The 19,527-nt window shown below is 37.3% G+C and carries 19 protein-coding genes and 1 riboswitch; of the genes, 16 read left to right on the forward strand and 3 right to left on the reverse strand.

The features are described from left to right. Positions 1–3: 3 nt before the first annotated feature. The 13 genes from AC1ECF_RS08170 to AC1ECF_RS08230 all read left to right on the forward strand — a co-directional run bounded on the left by AC1ECF_RS08170 (position 4) and on the right by AC1ECF_RS08230 (position 13,980). Positions 4–909, forward strand: a complete 906-nt coding sequence (locus tag AC1ECF_RS08170) for a dihydrodipicolinate synthase family protein (RefSeq protein WP_480388914.1) — start codon at positions 4–6, stop codon at positions 907–909. Further along, complete coding sequence (locus tag AC1ECF_RS08175) at positions 906–1,838, forward strand: U32 family peptidase (RefSeq protein ID WP_480388915.1); 933 nt, start codon at positions 906–908, stop codon at positions 1,836–1,838. Before AC1ECF_RS08170 ends, AC1ECF_RS08175 begins: the two co-directional genes overlap by 4 nt. Positions 1,839–1,850: 12 nt before the next feature. Further along, positions 1,851–2,813, forward strand: coding sequence for a C-terminal binding protein (locus AC1ECF_RS08180; RefSeq protein WP_480388916.1), 963 nt, complete (start codon positions 1,851–1,853; stop codon positions 2,811–2,813). A gap of 220 nt (positions 2,814–3,033) precedes the next feature. Next, positions 3,034–3,597 (forward strand): thioredoxin family protein, encoded by a 564-nt coding sequence (locus tag AC1ECF_RS08185; protein ID WP_480388917.1) that lies wholly within the window; start codon positions 3,034–3,036, stop codon positions 3,595–3,597. 100 nt (positions 3,598–3,697) lie between these two features. After that, entirely contained in the window at positions 3,698–4,609 is a 912-nt protein-coding gene (locus tag AC1ECF_RS08190; RefSeq protein ID WP_480388918.1) for a diacylglycerol kinase, read from the forward strand. Between the two features lie 225 nt (positions 4,610–4,834). Then, positions 4,835–5,029, forward strand: a complete 195-nt coding sequence (locus AC1ECF_RS08195; RefSeq protein WP_480388919.1) for a hypothetical protein — start codon at positions 4,835–4,837, stop codon at positions 5,027–5,029. Between the two features lie 95 nt (positions 5,030–5,124). Continuing rightward, positions 5,125–6,489, forward strand: a complete 1,365-nt coding sequence (gene rlmD / locus AC1ECF_RS08200) for a 23S rRNA (uracil(1939)-C(5))-methyltransferase RlmD (protein WP_480388920.1) — start codon at positions 5,125–5,127, stop codon at positions 6,487–6,489. A 68-nt stretch (positions 6,490–6,557) separates the two neighbouring features. Then, complete coding sequence (locus tag AC1ECF_RS08205) at positions 6,558–6,848, forward strand: hypothetical protein (RefSeq protein WP_480388921.1); 291 nt, start codon at positions 6,558–6,560, stop codon at positions 6,846–6,848. 322 nt (positions 6,849–7,170) lie between these two features. Further along, complete coding sequence (locus AC1ECF_RS08210; RefSeq protein WP_480388922.1) at positions 7,171–8,424, forward strand: S-layer homology domain-containing protein; 1,254 nt, start codon at positions 7,171–7,173, stop codon at positions 8,422–8,424. A gap of 447 nt (positions 8,425–8,871) precedes the next feature. Next, positions 8,872–8,973, forward strand: a riboswitch (purine riboswitch). Positions 8,974–9,090: 117 nt separating this feature from the next. Further along, on the forward strand, positions 9,091–10,230 hold the full coding sequence (locus AC1ECF_RS08215) for a BMP family lipoprotein (protein ID WP_480388923.1): 1,140 nt from the start codon (positions 9,091–9,093) through the stop codon (positions 10,228–10,230). A gap of 114 nt (positions 10,231–10,344) precedes the next feature. Then, positions 10,345–11,877, forward strand: coding sequence for an ABC transporter ATP-binding protein (locus AC1ECF_RS08220; RefSeq protein WP_480388924.1), 1,533 nt, complete (start codon positions 10,345–10,347; stop codon positions 11,875–11,877). Then, positions 11,870–13,021, forward strand: coding sequence for an ABC transporter permease (locus tag AC1ECF_RS08225; protein WP_480388925.1), 1,152 nt, complete (start codon positions 11,870–11,872; stop codon positions 13,019–13,021). The genes AC1ECF_RS08220 and AC1ECF_RS08225 overlap by 8 nt, the downstream gene beginning before the upstream one ends. Continuing rightward, entirely contained in the window at positions 13,018–13,980 is a 963-nt protein-coding gene (locus AC1ECF_RS08230) for an ABC transporter permease (RefSeq protein WP_480388926.1), read from the forward strand. The genes AC1ECF_RS08225 and AC1ECF_RS08230 overlap by 4 nt, the downstream gene beginning before the upstream one ends. 124 nt (positions 13,981–14,104) lie before the next feature. Here AC1ECF_RS08230 and AC1ECF_RS08235 read toward each other — a convergent pair whose 3' ends face one another. Continuing rightward, positions 14,105–14,350: a hypothetical protein gene (locus tag AC1ECF_RS08235; RefSeq protein WP_480388927.1), complete on the reverse strand. Its 246-nt coding sequence runs from the start codon at positions 14,348–14,350 to the stop codon at positions 14,105–14,107. A gap of 154 nt (positions 14,351–14,504) precedes the next feature. Between AC1ECF_RS08235 and bsh the strand changes: the two genes are divergently transcribed. Further along, positions 14,505–15,494: a choloylglycine hydrolase gene (bsh, locus tag AC1ECF_RS08240; RefSeq protein ID WP_480389068.1), complete on the forward strand. Its 990-nt coding sequence runs from the start codon at positions 14,505–14,507 to the stop codon at positions 15,492–15,494. A gap of 85 nt (positions 15,495–15,579) precedes the next feature. Here bsh and AC1ECF_RS08245 read toward each other — a convergent pair whose 3' ends face one another. Further along, positions 15,580–16,278, reverse strand: coding sequence for a GTP pyrophosphokinase (locus tag AC1ECF_RS08245; RefSeq protein WP_480388928.1), 699 nt, complete (start codon positions 16,276–16,278; stop codon positions 15,580–15,582). 284 nt (positions 16,279–16,562) lie between these two features. Here AC1ECF_RS08245 and AC1ECF_RS08250 point away from each other — a divergent pair, with 284 nt between their 5' ends. After that, complete coding sequence (locus AC1ECF_RS08250; RefSeq protein ID WP_480388929.1) at positions 16,563–18,683, forward strand: leucine-rich repeat domain-containing protein; 2,121 nt, start codon at positions 16,563–16,565, stop codon at positions 18,681–18,683. A gap of 136 nt (positions 18,684–18,819) precedes the next feature. On the opposite strand, the gene AC1ECF_RS08255 is transcribed toward AC1ECF_RS08250, so the two are convergent. Continuing rightward, positions 18,820–19,239 (reverse strand): hypothetical protein, encoded by a 420-nt coding sequence (locus tag AC1ECF_RS08255; RefSeq protein ID WP_480388930.1) that lies wholly within the window; start codon positions 19,237–19,239, stop codon positions 18,820–18,822. Between the two features lie 67 nt (positions 19,240–19,306). On the opposite strand from AC1ECF_RS08255, the gene AC1ECF_RS08260 reads away from it, so the two are divergent. Next, positions 19,307–19,462, forward strand: coding sequence for a hypothetical protein (locus AC1ECF_RS08260; RefSeq protein ID WP_480388931.1), 156 nt, complete (start codon positions 19,307–19,309; stop codon positions 19,460–19,462). Positions 19,463–19,527: the final 65 nt, after the last annotated feature.

Here is a 19,527-nt window from a genome sequence, read left to right on the forward strand (position 1 = left end):
TATATGGACGGAATAATTCCACCGATAGTCACTTTATTTAATGAGAATGGTGATATTGATAGCGATTTAAATAAAAAGATGGTTGATCATATTATTGAAAGTGGAGTACATGGAATTCTTCTACTAGGTAGCTCTGGGGAGTTTCCTTTTCTATCATTTGATGAAAAGAAGGCATATATTGCTGAGATGATTTCATACATCAATAACAGAGTACCGGTTATGTGTGGTGTAGGTGGGACGGTTTTACAAGAGATTATAGATTTGGCCAATTATGCAACCAGGTTAGGTGCTAAAGGAGTCATGGTGGTAAACCAATACTATTGGAATATGACGAATGAACAAATGGTTAAATTTTATAGTGAAATATCTAATCATGTTTCCAACGATATTTATTTGTATAATATTCCCCAATTAACAGGGCAGGAAATTCCTGTTGAGGTAATTGCTGAACTAGTAGAAAATTGTCCAAACATAAAAGGGATTAAAGAAACGGTGCCAACAATTGGCCGCATAAGGACTGTGATTGAGCAAATCACAAAAAAGCATCCTGGATTTAAAGTGTACTCTGCTTTCGATGAGCACATGCTTGATACTCAGCTTCTTGGTGCTGCTGGTAGTATCAATGGAACATCGGTATTTCTACCTGAGTTGTCTGTTCAATTGTATAATGCCATTCAAGATAAGGAACTATCTAAAATTCAAGCTATTCATCTAAAAATCTCTAAACTAATGGATATGTACACTTGGCATCCTAGTTTCTTTTTGACTATGAAGGAAGCTGTTCACCTGCGCTGGTTTCCGAATAGAAAAGTGGGTTATCGTCAACCATTCTTTAATTCTAATGATTTAATAAGAAATAAAATGAAAGATTTACTGCAAAATATTTTGGAATCTGAGGAGATAAGATGAACAAATCACAAAAACTATTAGAGAAACTAGGTTATCCCGTAAATGATTACGCAGAATTACCAACATCGGAAAAGCGTTTTTCAGACGGTGCACAATATCGAATAGAACTTCCAAGTGTGGAGGGACCTCTAGCTTTAAAAGAGACACTAAAAGCAATCGATGAATATGGACTTACTATTCATCGAATCTCTCAGGGGAGTGGGATCATGCTACAAACGGATGAAGAAATAAAAGAAATGTGTAAGCTAACTGCTGAGCGAGGGATGGAATTAAGCTTGTTCGTAGGGCCGCGTGGTACTTGGGATATTAGTGCTGGGCCATTGACAACAGCAGGAAAGTCTCAAGCGTTAAGACATGAAGGTGTAAATCAATTGGTATATGCGATGGAAGATTTAATTCGAGGAGCAGATTTGGGGCTAAAAGGTGCATTAATAGCGGATGAAGGTTTGCTATATATGACGAAAAAGATGAAAGAAGAAGGCCTACTACCGAGTGATTTTGTCGTAAAGGTATCTGTTCAAATGGGAGCTTGTAATCCTGTCTCTGTAAAGATTATGGAGGAATTAGGAGCTGATACATATAATGTTCCTTCATCTTTGACGTTGCAAAAACTTGCAGCAATAAGACAAGCTATAGATATTCCTATCGATATTTACATTGAAGTACCTGATAATTTCGGAGGTTTCTTACGCTATTATGAAATACCTGAGATTATTCGAGTGCTCTCTCCGGTTTATATTAAGTTTGGGTTACGTAACCACCCAGATGTATATCCATCGGGGACACAATGGGAATCTACTAACTTGGCTTTGGTTCGAGAAAGAGTGCGTCGTGCATCTATAGGAGTTGAAATGATTAAGCGATATTACCCAGAAGCCAAGAGTTCTGAACTTGGTGCATCAGGTTTAGGGATTGCTGAACTTAGTTAGGAGGAGTGACTGTTGAAATGGAAAGTAGTAATTACAGATTATGAACTTAACCAATTGAACTTTGAAGAAGCTGTATTCGCTGAAAGTGGTTTAGATATTGAGACTATTAAAGCCCAATGTCGGACTGAGGAAGAGGTTATGGAAGCAACAAGGGAAGCAGATGCCATTATCAACCAATATGCCCCTCTTTCCGAAAAGGTGCTAAGAAACCTTAAGAATTGTAAAGTTATCTCTAGATATGGAGTTGGCGTTGACACTATTGATTTGAAGGTTGCAAGGGAACTAGGTATTACAGTGTGCAATGTTCCTGATTACGGAATAGAAGAGGTTTCTAACCATACTGTAGCCTTACTTTTGTCATGGACACGTAAAATTGTCGAGTTAAATAACGCAGTTAAAAATGGCGTTTGGGATTTTAGTGTTGGTACACCAATCTACAGGTTTCAAAATCAAGTACTTGGGATATTGGGCTTCGGAAAAATTCCTAAAAAGGTAGTAGAAAAAGTTTTACCATTGGGTTTTAAAGAAATTCTAGTTTATGATCCATTTATTTCTGCAGAAGAGATGCAAACCTACGGAGTTAGAAAAATGGAGTTAAAGGATATTCTTCAGAATGCTGACATAATATCCATTCACGTTCCTTTGACTGAAAATACCAAACATCTAATTAATTTCGAAGTGCTGGAACAATTAAAAAGTGGAGTGTTTATAATTAACACTGCTCGTGGTCCGATTATACAAACGGAAGCTTTAGTCCATGGAATTAGATCTGGTAAAATAGCGGGAGCTGCTTTAGATGTGATAGAGATAGAACCAATCCCCTTGGACAGTGAGTTGATAACCTTACCTAATCTATATATAACTCCTCATAGTGCTTTTTATTCAGAAGAAGCAGTAGTAGAGCTAAGAACAAAAGCAACTCAAAATGTAGTAGAGGTTCTGAAAGGAATAAAGCCAACATATCAAGTCCAGTAAAGGAAAAACTTTTCGTACTACTAATTTCTAAAGAAAACTAATAGAATTAAATACTAATAGAAATGCAAGTGAGCACTTATAATTATATTTATAAGTGCTTATTATTTTTGTATTACTTTTATGTATAGTTTTCAAGAGTAATGGACACCTATTAGTTTCATCAACTTATTTGAATAACATTTTGAAAGAAAGTATACTTGATAAAAAGGGGGTAGTCAGATTGCAAACAGAACATGCGTATTTTGAAACTGCAAAACCATTGGATCGTTACATGGAGGACATGACTACGAAGAAAGAAGAGTCATTTGCGGTGTACAATAATTTTGATGTGCCGGCTGATGATGAATTTATTGAGATATTAAAAGTGAAGTCACCACATATACTTGTCATAACAGAAGACTGGTGTGGAGATGCCATGATGAATAATGCTATCTTACGTAAGATTGCTGAAGCTGCCGATATCGAGGTTCGGACAGTGCTTCGTGATGAAAATCTTGAGCTGATGGATCGTTATTTGACAAATGGTGGACGCTCAATCCCTATGTATCTATTACTAGACAAGGATGGAGAAGTACTTGCTAAATGGGGACCAAGAGCGGATAGTGTGCAGAGCTTTGTAATGGAAGGAAGAGCATCACTCCCAGCAAAAGAGGATGCAGCCTTTGAGGAAGCTCAAAAGAAATTTTACGATAATTTAATGCTTGAGTTTGTAAAGAATAAAGAATTCCACTTGGCTGTTTATGAAAGTATCCGTAACAGCTGGATGCAGGTTCTACAAAAATAAGAGTCGGCTATCGTCGACTTTTTTGGAATGTTGGAAACCTTCTAGGTGGTTTTACGGTCTTATTAATAGAATGAAATTGTAAAGAAGAAAGGAAATCAGTATGAAGCGTGCGAGGATTATCTACAATCCGACCTCTGGAAGAGAGCTTTTTAAGAAACATTTGCCAGAAGTGTTGGAGGAATTAGAGATTGCAGGTTACGAAACTTCTTGTCATGCAACAATTGGAGAAGGCGATGCAATAAAAGCGGCTGAAAAAGCAGTTGAAAATGGCTTTGATATTATCATCGCAGCTGGCGGAGATGGCACCTTGAACGAAGTGGTTGCTGGGGTAAGTAAGTTTGAAAAAAGACCAAAGATTGGTCTGATTCCTATGGGGACTACAAACGATTTTGCCAGAGCGGTACATATTCCCCGAGATATTGAGGCTGCGGTGGATATAATCATTAAGGGAGACTCTATACCTGTAGATGTCGGTTTAGTAAACGATCGATACTTTATTAACATCGCAGGTGGAGGAAGAATTACGGAGCTTACGTATGAGGTACCAAGTAAGCTTAAAACGATGTTAGGTCAACTTGCATATTACCTAAAAGGAATTGAGATGCTTCCTTCGATTAAAGCCTCTAAGGTACGTATTGAGTATGATGGAGAAGTATTTGAAGATGAGGCAATGATGTTCTTAGTAGGACTCACTAACTCAGTTGGTGGCTTTGAAAAGCTTGCGCCAAATTCAAGTATTAATGATGGGAAGTTTTCTTTATTAATATTGAAAAAGGTTAATGTAGCGGAATTCATTCGATTGGCTACGCTTGCACTTCGAGGAGAGCATTTAGCGGATCCACATGTGATCTATAAAAAAGCAAGCCATATAAAAGTGACGGCAGAAGAAAAAGTCTTGCTTAACTTAGATGGCGAATATGGTGGAGAAATCCCTGCAACTTTTCAAAATCTACATCGACATATTGAGGTTTTTGTTCCAATCAATGATATCCGAGAACAAGATAGACCTTAATCATATTAGCATTTACGATTTTATTGCTAAAAGTCGTAGGTGCTTTTTCTTTTATGCTAGTAAGGTATTACCATGTAAATTAATCATGCTTCAGAATAATAGCTTAACGGAAAAAATATTACCATTTCGTTACAAATTTTTATTTCAATATACAAAATATCTGTTTTATGAGACAATATTTTTGTAACAATTTATGATTTTATGTCAAAAACTTGGAGTGGTCGAATGTTTATAATTATTCGAGTCATTAACGGAACTACCGAGACATTGAAGAATTCAAACAGCCACGAGATGAAGATTTTTGATAACCCATACTCGGCACAGGTGTTTGCAAATCGTTTGAATCAAAACATAGTGCCTACTATGCAGTGGAAGGTTTTAGAGAAGAAAAAACTTAAACAATTTATCCAAGCAGAATAGTCTGCTTGATTTTTTTTGCCTAAAAATCAACTTTCCCCCCCAATTGCCCTATTTTTGATATAATGAATCTCATCATAAGAGAACGGAGAAATTACGTGAATACACCAGTAAAAAAGAATGATCGACTAACAGTTAGAATAGAGGATTTGACACATGACGGTTCTGGCGTGGCAAAAGTAGACGGCTACCCACTATTTATTCATGGTGGCTTGCCGGAAGAAACGGCAGAAATACACGTTCTGAAGACATTAAAAAATTATGGCTTTGCCAAATTAATAAACATTATCGACCCATCTCCCAATCGTGTAGATGCTCCTTGTCCCGTCTTTTACGAATGTGGGGGCTGTCAGCTTCAACACCTATCCTATGAAGGGCAGCTGAAGTACAAGGAAAACATGGTTCGCAATGTCATGCAGCGTCTAGGCAAAATTACAGCTCCAGTACTACCTGTTAAGGGGATGGACAAGCCTTGGGAATACCGAAACAAATCACAGATTCCTTTTGGCATGAGAGACGGAGAAGTGATTGCAGGGTTTTACCAGGCTAAATCACATAAGATTGCCGACACACCAACCTGCCTAATTCAAACTGATGAGGCAGATCAGCTGATGCGAGCAATAAAAGCAAAGGCATTGGAGCTAGATTTAATCCCATATAATGAAGAAACCAAAAAAGGACAGCTTCGCCATCTGATGGTCCGTAAAGGAAGAGCTACGGGCGAAGTAATGGTAGTGCTTATCACTAAGCATCCTCGTCTCTCAAAGAAAGACGAAATCATTCAGCTGATTCGTGAAATCGAGCCCAAGGTGACTTCTATTATGCATAATATTAACCCGAAGAATACGAATGTCATCTTCGGAGATGAGACAAAACTTGTTTGGGGCAAGCCTACCATTGAGGATAAAATCGGAGATGTTCGCTTTGAAATCTCAGCACGTTCCTTTTATCAGGTGAATCCTGAGCAAACCGAGGTGCTGTATAAACAGGCGCTTGACTATGCGCAGCTCACTGGAGATGAAACAGTAATCGACGCATACTGTGGAATTGGCACAATCTCTTTATTCCTTGCACAAAAAGCGAAGCAGGTATTAGGAGTAGAAATCGTACCTCAAGCGATAGAGGATGCAAAACGTAACGCTGAGCTTAACGGCTTTACAAACACTTACTTTGAGGCAGGTCCAGCCGAAGAGGTCATCCCTCGTTGGTACAAGGAAGGAAAGCAGGCAGACGTTTTAGTAGTAGATCCACCACGCAAAGGCTGTGACGAAGCGTTGCTCACAACAATTATTGAGCAGCGGCCAAAACGGGTAGTTTACGTGTCCTGTAATCCAGCAACTCTAGCACGTGATTTACGTATCCTAGAGGATGGCGGATATGAAACGAAGGAAATACAGCCAGTGGACATGTTTCCTCAAAGCACGCACTGCGAAGCGGTAGCGAAACTCTTTTTAAAAGTGTAAAGCCAGAATAAAGTTGTGGTAGAAAGAATAAAGTCATGACGAATTGAAAATAAAGATGTGCAAAAGGCATGAAACCAATTCAGAGCCAGGCAAGAAATAGGAAGGATGGGAACCAAGTTCCCATCCTTTTTCGTGTAATAAAAGAGAAAAAGGAAGGAAGAAAAGCGAGAAAAAACGAGAGGGAGAAAGGCTTGAGGAAAAGCAAGACGGGTTCAAATGAACCCGAAAAAAGAAGGGGGAAAGGGAGGGGGAAGGCAAGAGAAGAGCAGGACTTTATTATGAATAATAATAATGTGATGGCGGAAAAAAGAGAGAAAAAAATCGAGAAAATGACCGATTTGTGCAGGACTTTATTATAATTGGGAACGAAAGAATGCGGGTTCAAGAAGGATTTTTTAGCAGTACATTATTATGCTTGTACAAAAAGCAGAGGCTTAATATTTTGAGTAACCATTTCTTACCTTTAAATAAAACAAAAAATATGATTATTAAATACAAAACTATCATTTGTCCTTACAGGATGAATGGTGGTTTTTTGTTTACTGGAATGAAGTGAGCTAATGTAAAGCTCGGAAATATAGCCATGAATTACTACCAAAAAAATAGGAGATTCCCCTCGAAAGTTATAAAAAAACTGCTATGATAATAGAGTTTGATTTTAATGAGAGAGGAGATCTGTAGTTGAAAAATACAAGAAAAGTAGTGATATTTCTTATAATTTTGTTACTTACCACAAATTTCAACTTGGTGGTATCAGGTGCATCAAACATTAACCCCTTACCATTTGAAGATGCAAAGCTAGGTAGAAATAGTAACGCTTATTTATCTACATATTCAAATATCTCTACCCAAATGAAAAAAGACTTTATTCATAAAATTTCTACTCCTGCAATAGATGCAAGTGAAAAATGGGGAATACCTGCTAGTGCAATTATGGGCATGGCAATTCTGGAGAGTGGTTATGGAACAACAAGAATCGCTATACATGCGAATAATTTTTTCGGGATAAAAGTATGGGGTTATAACCCGAAAAACGCTTGGCAACTGAAAGGGCAACCAGATGAAGATTATGAGCCTGTACCTATTTTGGTGGATTATGGATATGACCGAAAAATATTTGACGAAAGTAAAAGAAGAGATAACTGGTATCGAAAGTTCAATTCTCATAAAGAAGCGATTGATTATTTAGCAGGAAACTTACTATTAAACCAAAGATATAGTTTCGCAAAAACAAACTATCAAGAAAGACTTAAAAAAGGCTGGAGCTTGGATAAAGCAGCGAAAGAATATCTATACGATATTGCCGAAGCCGGATACAATCATTTGGGTGGTGAATACTATCGAAATAAAGTAGGCAAGGTAATAGACGAATGGAATTTAACGCAATATGATAATAAAAAATTCCGAGATGTAGTAGGACATTGGGCAGAAAAAGAAATAATGTTTTTAGCAGAAAAGGGTTGGATTTCTGGCTACCCTGATGGAACATTTAAGCCGAATAAGCCAGTAACAAGAGCCCATGCTGCTAAAATTATCAGTAATTATTTAGGGCTTACTCCAACAAATGAAAAAATTTCATTTAGTGATGTCAATGGCGATCATTGGGCTGTAGATGTAATTCATTTAGTTGCTCAACATAAAATAATGAATGGAACTGGCGATGATCGTTTCGCTCCTAATGCCAATTTAACAAGAGCACAAATAGCACAAATACTTTATAACGCAGGTTTGTATGGCTCTTCTATAAATACACAAATGAATTCATTTATAGATGTAGGTCACAATCATTGGGCATACATAGCAATTGAAACAATGAAACAAGAAGGAATTTTAAATGGCTACTCTGATGGACGATTTGGTCCTAATAATTCCACATCAAGAGCACATATAGCAGCCATTATCTATCGATTACATGAAAAAGGGTTAAGTAAATAAAGTGAAACTTTGCCTTGGTGGGGGGGCTTTCCTCCCCCCACCAAGCATTAGTTGAACCAATCGGGCTTTTAGGGACAGTTGATCTCCCACTTAGCTGTCTCAGTTCTTTTGCCATCTTGAAGTGGGAGTCTTACTGTCCCTTAATGCGGGATAAAAGTATGGTAGTTTAAGAGGCACTTAATGGTGTCTCTATTTTTATGGTAAAAATTAATACTAATTATTATTGAAAATATAATATTTTTAAAAGATTATAGGATATTTCAATTCGTTATTCATTCTTTTCGCTTTACTTTTTATAGCAAAAAAATTTAGTATTTTAACTTCGTTATAATTATATATCCACGTAATTTTATTTATTTTCTATAAATTAACGAACGTTTTATATATATTTTTGTTAAATGTACGTATGTTATTGACAGTGTTAAATCTCGATGTTAATATGACTTTGTAAAAATTAAATACTATTCTCGTATAATGTTGGGGATATGGCCCGAAAGTTTCTACCAAGCTACCATAAATAGCTTGACTACGAGGTTGAGTATATAATCGAGAGAAAACTAATCTTTTTTCGTTATTTACCTTCCTAAAGTCAAGCACCGGTATAACTCGGTGCTTTTTTTAATTTTTACAGAGGATATAAACGAGATTTTATTGGAGGTATAGGTTATGAAAAAACTTAAAAAAATAGCGGTGGTTTTGATCATTGCTTTACTGACTGCTGTAATGGCAGCATGCGGAAATAAGGAAAACGCTGCAGATTCCGAAGCAAGTGGAGATGGGCTAAAAATTGCTATAGTTACAAGTCCTTCTGGCGTTGATGATGGCAACTTTAATGAAGATAACTATAACGGTATTTTGAGCTTTATTGAAAATAACCCAACAGCAACAGTGAAAGCTATCAGAGAAGAAACTGGAGATCCTACTGCAGCTGTTCAAGCTGTTGCAGATATCGTGGCAGATTATGATGTTATCGTGACACCTGGTTTCCAATTTGCCGGAATCTCCAGCATAGCTGTAGAGAATCCAGATAAAGTATTTATCCTGAATGACTCTGAGCCAACACCCGTTGGCGATCAAAAAACATTCGATAATGTATACGCAATGAACTTTGCTGAACAAGAAAGCGGCTTTTTTGCAGGAATGGCTGCAGCGCTTGAAACAAAATCCAATAAGGTAGCGGTTGTAAATGGAATTGCTTATCCTTCCAATGTAAACTATCAATTCGGATTTGAATCTGGTGTAAATTATGTGAATAACGTTTATGGAAAAAATGTAGAAGTAGTTGAGTTATCAGGTTATGCAGGGACTGATGTAACAGGTGAAAATGTCGGAGGTAACTATGCAGGATCTTTTGCAGATGAAGCGACTGGCAAAGTAATTGGTAATGCGTTGATCAAACAAGGTGTAGACCGAATCTTTGTAGCTGCAGGTGGTACTGGCAATGGTGTATTCACAGCTGTTAAGGAAGCGAAAGGTGACGTAAAGGTAATTGGCGTTGATGTCGATCAATTTGATGACGGCGTAAACGGTTCTGAAAATATCGTGTTAACGTCCGCGGTAAAATTTATGAGCATGAATATTGAAAAGGCACTGAATAGCGTTGTTGACGGTAGCTTCAAAGGAGGAAACGTAGTCCTTTATGCTGATACAGATTCTACTGGTTTCATAAAAGAGGAGGGCCGTCACCAGTTATCAGAGGATACACTTACTAAAATGAATGAAGCTTACGAATTGGTGAAAGCTGGCACAATCGTACCAGCGTCTAACTTTAATGGTCATAAACCAGAAAAGTTCCCAGGGTTGTAACTTTCCATAATAATAAAACGAACAATTAGAAGTTTATTGCTCCTGAATTAATATCAGGAGCGGTAAGCTTCTAAATTTTTCCTTGCATATTAGCGGTGATAAAGGAGGAGAAAAATGTCTGATTATATTGTAGAAATGAAACATATAACCAAACGATTCCCTGGAATTGTTGCGAATGATGATGTATCCATCGGTATAAAAAAAGGAGAAGTTTTTGCTCTGCTTGGAGAAAATGGGGCAGGTAAGTCGACTTTGATGAGTATGCTTGGCGGCATGTATGAACCGGATGAAGGAGAGATATATATCCGGGGAGAAAAAGTGATTATTAGTTCACCTAACCATGCGGCGAAGCTAAACATAGGAATGGTTCATCAGCATTTTAAATTAGTCCCAGATTATACGATTACAGAAAATATTATTTTAGGTGTTGAACCAATGAAAAAATTTGCGGGTATCTTCCCATATGTAGATATCCGAAATGCCAATCGTAAAATTGAAGAATTGTCTAAAAAGTTTGCTTTGGAAGTTGATCCTACAAAAAAGATAACGGATTTAACTGTCTCTATGCAGCAACGGGTTGAAATTTTAAAGGTGCTTTATAAGGAAGCAGAAATCCTCATATTTGATGAACCAACTGCAGTTCTAACTCCTCAAGAAATTGAGTTCTTGCTCAACGTTATTCAAGGCTTAAGGGATGCTGGCAAAACAATTATTCTAATTACACATAAGCTTGAAGAAATCAAGAAAGTGGCTGACCGATGCGCAGTATTGAACAAGGGCAGATTAGTTGATGTGCTAGATGTCAAGCAAACATCAATTCATCATATGGCTCGTTTGATGGTGGGCAGAGAGGTAAGCTTTGAAGCGGAAAAAGCTCCTGCTCAGTTTAAAGAGGAAGTATTAAAGGTAGAGCATCTGACTGTTAAAAATGAAGATGGGTTTGAAGTGGTAAAAGACGTATCCTTTACCATACGCGGTGGTGAAATATTTGCCATTGCCGGAGTTGCAGATAATGGTCAAGTGGAAATAGCGGATGCCATAGCTGGATTAAAGAAGGTGAGTAGCGGAAGCATAATTCTTGGTGGCAAGGACATTACGAATGAAACCATCAGAAATAGAACAGAGGATGGAATCTCCTATATACCTGAAGATAGACAAAGTTATGGTCTGTTTTTGGATTTTGATTTATCAACCAATCTGGCTTTAAAGCAGTATTATAAGAATCCTTTTTCTGTTAAAGGTATCTTGAATAAAGAAGAATTTGAGCAATTTGGCTCTCAATTGATAGATAAATATGATATTAGAAGTGGACAAGGTATCAAGACCCAAGTCCGTTCCATGAGTGGAGGCAATCAGCAAAAAGCAATCATTGCTCGTGAAATTGAGCTGCAATCCCCTCTCATGATTTTCGTTCAGCCGACACGAGGTGTGGACATTGGTGCGATTGAAAACATTCACAAAATGATAATTCAGGAACGAGACCGTGGAAAAGCGATTTTACTTATTTCATTGGAGTTGGATGAAATTATGAATGTAGCGGATACCATAGGCGTTATTTACAATGGTCAACTTCAAAAGATTGCTAGTAGAGAATCATTAACGACGAATGAAGTCGGTGAATATATGATGGGGGCAAAGCATGAGTAAAGATAAAAAGAAAAAAAGTTTAAAATATAGTCTTATTCGGCCAATAAGCAATGAGAAATGGCAACATATTTCCATTCCGTTAATCGCCATACTCCTAAGCTTTATTGCTGCAGCTATTGTTATACTTTTGATCGGCAAAAATCCTTTGCAAGCATTTTACAATTTGCTTCAAGGTTCAGGAATCTTGCCTAAGCCTTCTTACGCTGGCTATAAGAGTATGATTACTGACTTTCTGAGCTTATTAAATGCCATGACACCTCTTGTGTTTGCAAGTTTGGCAGTTGCTGTTGCTTATAGAGCAGGTCTCTTCAATATTGGGGTCTCCGGTCAAATGCTCGTCTCTGGTTTTTTGGCTACCATACTTGTTGGCTACAGTGGTTTAGATGCCTACATTGCAAAGCCTCTTGTATTAGTAATCGGGGTAATTGCTGGGGGACTGATGGGAGGACTAGTAGGATGGCTTAAATATAGATTTAATATCAATGAAGTCGTATCTACTATTATGTTGAATTATACGGCCCAATATGTCATTAGCTTTTTTATTCAGATGTATTATATCGACCCTGTCTCCAGACAATCTCAATATATATCAGAAGCAGCTAGATTGACTCTAGTGAATGTCGAGGTAGGAAATTTAAAAATGGACATTCCATTAGGCTTTATTCTAGCAATCCTTACAGCTATTTTAATAAAGTTTGTGATGGACAAAACGGTGGTTGGCTTTGAATTGAAGGCGGTAGGTTCCAACCGAAAAGCTGCAAAATACGCAGGAATCAATGTGGGAAGAAATACAATCTTAGCCATGGTCATTTCAGGAGGACTGGCAGGTCTTGCAGGTGTAACTTATTATCTTGGTTATTATTCTTCCATACAGCCAAAAGTGTTATCAAGTATCGGTTTTGATTCGATTGCTGTATCACTGCTAGGAAATTCTCATCCGATTGGCGTTATTTTTTCATCCTTTTTAGTTTCTATCATTGATCAGGGAAGCACATACATGAGTTCACAGGCTGGAATCAGACAAGAAATATCTTCTGTGATTGTTGGATTGATCTTATTGTTCAGTGCATGTGGTGTGTATATGAAATATAAAGTTAGCCAATTGAAGGAAAAAGAAGTGGAGCGAAAGGAGAGTGAAGCATGATGGATACAATAATTATGGATGGTTTATCCTTTGCTCTTCCTCTTTTTATCATTGCAATAGGCGGTATATATAGTGAAAAGAGCGGGATTACTAATCTGGCGTTGGAAGGATTTCAAGGTTTTGGGGCATTCACTGGGTCACTGGCAGCTGTTTTAATAGCAAATTCTTTCGGCATGGATGTTCAAAATCTTTTTTATGTGGCATTACTATTTGCTATGCTTGGCGGGATGGCTTTTTCCGTTATTCATGCCGTTCTAAGTATTAAGTTTAAAGCAGATCAAGTAATCAGTGGTGTTGTGATAAATATTTTAGCGATGGCACTTACGACATTCTTAACGACACAGATTAATATGCTTGTCTTTGGAGCTGCTTCCGACAAATTTCAGCTAGGAGTATCGGAACGTTTCACGATTGAAGGGTTAGCCAATATACCGATAATAGGGGCTATTTTTACAAATGTATATCCATTTGAAGTAATTATCGTAGTGATTGCCATATTTGCCTGGTATCTTTTATATAAAACAAAGTATGGCATGCGCTTAAGAGCTTGTGGCGAAAACCCTCATTCTGTTGATGCCGCAGGTGTAGACGTATCGAAAATAAGGTTTTCGGCAGTTTTAGTATCTGGCCTATTATCAGGTCTGGGTGGTATATGTTTTGCCTATTCTATTTCGGCAAACTTTTCTTCAAGTATCTATATGGGATATGGATTCTTGGCAATTGCTGCATTAATTTTTGGTAATTGGAGGATTCTCCCTACTTTAGCGGCATGCCTTTTATTTGGATTTGCCAAATCAGGAGGAGCTTTTGTAGCTCAGTCAATGGCATTGCCAAGTAGTTTCACCGATCTATTCATGATTCTGCCTTATGTATTGACGTTACTGTTATTAATCTTCTTCTCTAAATCAAACCGTGCTCCAAGGGCATTAGGTGAAATTTATGATAAAGGAAAGAGGTAAATAGGAGTACTAGGCGGCATTTCCGAATAAGATGTAACGACAAAGAACGAATTTCCTATAGGGGAATTCGTTCTTTTCTCTATGACAGTACTTAAGTGAATAAAAGAATAAGGAATAGCAACTCTTATTGCTCTTGGATAAGAACCACTTTGTCATAGCCACATTCTTTACAAACCATGAGGTGTGGGCATATTTGATCTATAGCAGTATTGGGATAACCGTCCCCCATTTTGTTTGTTTCTTCATCATTATAATGACCATATGGATCTAAATAGTCAGACACTTTACCCCCGTCGTCTAAGAGTATATGACACTCTGGACAATCGATTTCCATTGTTTTTAGTGCATTACATAATGGACAAATAGCCATAAACACACCTCTTTTACATAGTAGCTTGCTCGAATATTTATAGAATATGCACTTATTGAATCTAAAGAGTTTGGATGATTTATGCCTGTATAAAAGAAAATAAATGAAACAAACTATCTAGAATTATATATACGATTAAATGAGGTGAACCAATATTTGCACAGGATTAAGTATTCAATCTCAAGAGGGTAAATGGTTTTTTGGAAGAAATATGGATTTAGCCTATTTTTTCAATCAAGCAGTGATGATAATACCAAGGAACTATAAACTTCAAGATAGAGTGTCTGGTAACAGCGTAACAAATAAGCGGGCTATCATTGGGATGGGGACGGTGATAGATAATCATCCCGTTCTAGCCGATGCTATGAATGAAGCTGGTTTAGCTGCTGCGGGATTAAATTTTGAAGGCTATGCGTATTTTGAGAAAGAACCCGTTGAAGGAAAGAATAATATTGCGCCATACGACTTTATCCAATGGGTATTATCAAATCATGAAACAGTGGAAGAAGTGAAACGTGCAATCGAGCAGCTAGAGCTGGTGGATCGTCCAATCAATGAAGACACACCAGTTCCAATGCTTCACTGGATTGTAGTAGATAAGACTGGGCAGTGCATTGTAGTAGAAAAGACAAAGGATGGATTAATTGTGCATGACAATCACCTGGGAGTTCTAACGAACAACCCTAGCTTTGACTGGCATGTAATAAACCTAAATGAATATCTACATGTAACCCCGGTATCTCCAAAAGAAGCAAAATGGGGTGATCAAAAACTAAAGGCGTTAGGCGTCGGAGCAGGAACATTAGGTATACCTGGGGACTTTGCTTCCGTTTCTAGATTTGTGCGAATTGCTTTTATTCGCTCGCATATGCCAAATGTTGAAGGAGACGAGCAAGCACTCACCCAATTTTTCCACATGCTTGACTATGTGAAAATGGTCAAAGGTGGAGTCCTCACGGATGAAGGAGAAGAGGATTCAACGACCTATTCCTCTTGTATGGATCAAGAAAAAGGTATTTATTATTACAGAACATATGAAAATAATCGCATCAGTGCGATAAATATGCACAAAGAACAGCTTGATGGGGGAGAACTTAAAATGTTTCAATACCTTACTAGCCAAGATATCAATCATCAGAACTAATAGATGTAATGAAAATCCGCCTTAGTTGGATAACCCTAACTAAGACGGATTTATTAATGATAATAGCAATTCTTTTTTGAACTGCTTAATGAGTTAAATTATAGGCAATGAACTGCTGGATATAATTACTCATATTTTCATTATCTGAATCCTCATCCTGCTCTTTTAGAAGATTAATCTCTTTATTTAAAGTAGCCATTCTAACATCTAACGCAGCAGCTTGCTCTGCTACTTCTTTTAATCCTTGTCTAATATTTGGTGGTACCGTTTTGTTATATTTATAGAAAATCTTATGCTCAAGACTAGCCCAAAAATCCATTGCAATTGTGCGCATTTGAACTTCAACAAATACTTCACGTACACAGTCTGTTAAATAAACAGGTATTTTAAAAATAAAATGCAAGCTTCGATACCCATTTTCTTTTGGATGTTTAATATAATCCTTTGTCTCGATTACCTTAATATCATGTTGATTGCACAATATATCTGCTATCCGATAAATATCCTCCTCGAACGAACAAATAATACGAATCCCAGCTATGTCACGAATTTTGTCTTCAATTTCTTGCATAGACCATGCTAACTGTTTCCGTTCAATTTTCTGTGCAATACTTCTAGGGGTTTTCAGTCGAGTTGCTATATGCTCTATTGGGCAATAATCATGAATTAATTGAAACTCTTCTAGCAGTATAGAGATTTTCGTTTTAATTTCTTCTAATGCAAACTTATAGCCTAGCATCATTTTAGCAATGTCTTTTCTCCCTGGATTTAGGATTCGCTCCATATGTCTACCTCCGAAAATACAACAAACCACATACAATCAGATGTTTGAATATCATCAGTCGCAAATGCTATTTCTCCCAGAATTATTATAACACTCTAAAACTGAATACTTATGTAATTGAAAAGTCCGCCTTTCCAGAATATTTAGTTGAGACAGGCTGCAGAAACCGGTGCAAGATAAAGTATGTAGAGGATGGTATAATATGGTTGTAATGTTAGATGGTGTTTCTAGCAAAGCAGGTTGCAACATCTTATTTTAACCGCATACAGAGAAGGGGATATAACATGAAGAAAATACTCATGATCATACTGATAATAGTACCACTGCATATGATATATTCAGCAGAGAAAGCTGACGCTCAAACAAAAACAAACTTCTACTATGAAATCTTTATAGGTCCAACCGGGTCAAAAGAAGTGGCAATTAATGGTGCAGATTATAAAAGAGATTTAATCATTCCTGAAACAATTGATGGTTTTCCTGTGACTGAAATATCCAGTGGTGCGTTTTATATCGATACTGAATGGTTTGATTATGACAGACCAGATGCTTATGAAAGAATCGTTTCCACTGTAAAACTCCCGTCTACTCTTCGCCATATTGGGGAACAAGCGTTTTTAGGAAATAGTATCAAGTCCGTTACATTACCCGAAAAATTAGAGTCTATTGGTGATGAAGCATTTGCAGAAAACCTGCTAGAAGAGCTTGTGATACCGGAGAGTGTGACTGCAATAGGTGAAGATATTGCGAGAGGGTACGGGAAAGAAGTTGTAGTCAAATACCCTGCACATCTCGACCGGACACCAGACGATCAAGACGGGGACTTTACTTTTAAAGTGATTGAGAGAAATGGTGTAAGAGAAGCGCAAATTACAGGTTATGAACCTGCTGAACCAACAAAGGTTTTAATAATTCCAAGTGTATTAAAAGGGTTGCCAGTAACAGCAATTGGTCCTTATGCATTTGCAAAAACGGAAAAAGAAGCTCAGGAGCGATTTACGGAGGTGCATTTCCCAGACAGTATTCGCTCAATCGGACCGTATGCATTTTCCTACGCTTTTGTAAAAGCTAGTGCACCGCTTCAGCTTCCTAGTAATCTAGAATACATTAGCAATAATGCGTTTCGCTATAACGGAGCAGCATTTGCCAACTATGCATTAGAGCTACCAGGAAAGCTGAAGAAAATTGATCACAAGGCATTTTTAGGAACACAAATGAAAAGTGTAACGATTCCTAATTCTGTGACTCAATTAGGCTATGAAGTGTTTTCGAGGTCGGAGCTAAAGAGACTCACACTAGGAAGTGGACTGCGCAGTATTCCAGCAAGAGCATTTTCGTCTAACCAATTAACGGAAATTGAGCTACCAGCACAGCTACTTTCAATAGAATTTGGATCATTTGAAAATAACAAATTAAAGAAGCTAATAATCCCAGCGAATATGCAGCAGATAAGGGACAATGCATTTAAAAATAACCAGCTGCAGAGCGTCACATTTCTGGGCAAAGATATACAGCTGTACCCTGGCTCCTTTAGCAACAATAAAATCTCCAAGCTTGTTTTACCTAAGTCTATTAAGAACATCCCAAACTGGGCGTTTGAACAAAATAATCTTACCAATGTTCAATTGCCAAACTCTATTACAAGAATTGGAGAAATGGCGTTTTATGGTAATCAGTTAACAGCTGTTAAGCTTCCTACAACTTTACAAACCGTGGAGTCTGGAGCATTTGCTATGAATAAAATAAGTAGCATCACGTTTCCTAAAAACTTGAAGACCATTGAGTCTGCAGCATTTGCGGATAATGAGTTGACAAAGTTAACCTTCCCAAAAACAGTACAGGAAATTGGCTCAGCTGCTTTTGCAGGTAATAAACTAACCTCTGTTTCGTTAAGATTTGGCTTAAAAAGCATTGGAAGAAATGCATTTGCAGATAACCGATTAGCAAGCATTATGATTCCGAACAGTGTGACGAATATCGAAGCAGAAGCGTTTAATAAAAATAGATTAACAAAGGTTCAGATGTCAAATAAGGTGACGGTTATAAAGCCTGGAACATTTGCGAATAATCGCTTAAAGACATTTACTGTCCCGTCGAACATCACCAAAATCGAAGAAGGTGCATTTTTTAATAATAAGCTTTCGTCATTTGTGATTCCTGCATCCGTCAGAAGCGTACCGTTTGATGCATTCCTTGTAAATCCTTTAAAAACGATTACCCTAAAAGGAAAAAATACAAAAATCATCAAATCAACGTCTATTAAGAACCTTGTATATGACTATCACCGCGGCATTAAACAAAATACATTAGTCAATTTGTATACAACTAAAAACTATTCAAAGGCATGGACAAATTGGAATAAGGTTGAAAAACAACCACGCACGCTTTATGTGAAGTGGAAATAAATAAAAAGAATGGGCGGGTTAGAAAGTGTGTGCTTTCTGACCTGCCCGTTTTATGGAAAACATATGTATAGCAGATAAGTTCGAGATACGAGAGGAGTTTTCAGGAGAACTAGAAGGATGTTGCTGGAGTTCTTATTTATCCTGCTGCTTTTAACCAAGCTTTGCGGATTGCAAAATATCTTCGAACTGCTTCATCCTCATCGATTATTCCACGTTCAAATTGAAGTAAGTCACTCTTTAATTCAATTTCTATATGTTCCAGTTTAATTTTCATTTGTGGCAAGTTAATGCGTTGATTAAAATAGGGCAGGTTATCTAGCAACATGTCTGCAAGCTCAGAAAAAATTAAAAGCAATGCCCAAATTTCTTTATGACCATGATATTTCAACCAAGATGCAATGGCAGAGACGGAAACAAGGGAAACAATGATCTTTAACCACACGGTAATTCTTAATGCTTTTTTAGCTTTTTTATCCGTTTCATGGATTAATGCCTTCATTTCTTCATCTGTTTCCGTGTACATTTTAATAATATCTATATTTGTAATGTCGCCCATTAAAGTCACCTCTGGTATATGTTCTACACATCAAATGTTTTTATACATATAATATAGTGGTGATAATATGAATATAGAGTTGATAGCAGTTGTTCTTGCAGTGGTTGCTTATGCCTTTTCGGAAATCGGAATTGACAATGACCTTCTCGTTATTATTTTGGTTGCAGTTTTACTCTTTGATTTAATTGATCTTGAAGAAACGCTCGAAGGAGAAGAAGGTTAACATGTCAAACTCGAAATCCATTCCTTGCTATACAAAAATTTATAAGTATAGTTTCGGGAATGCGG

The sequence above is a fragment of the Psychrobacillus sp. Z3-81 genome, from assembly GCF_056620325.1.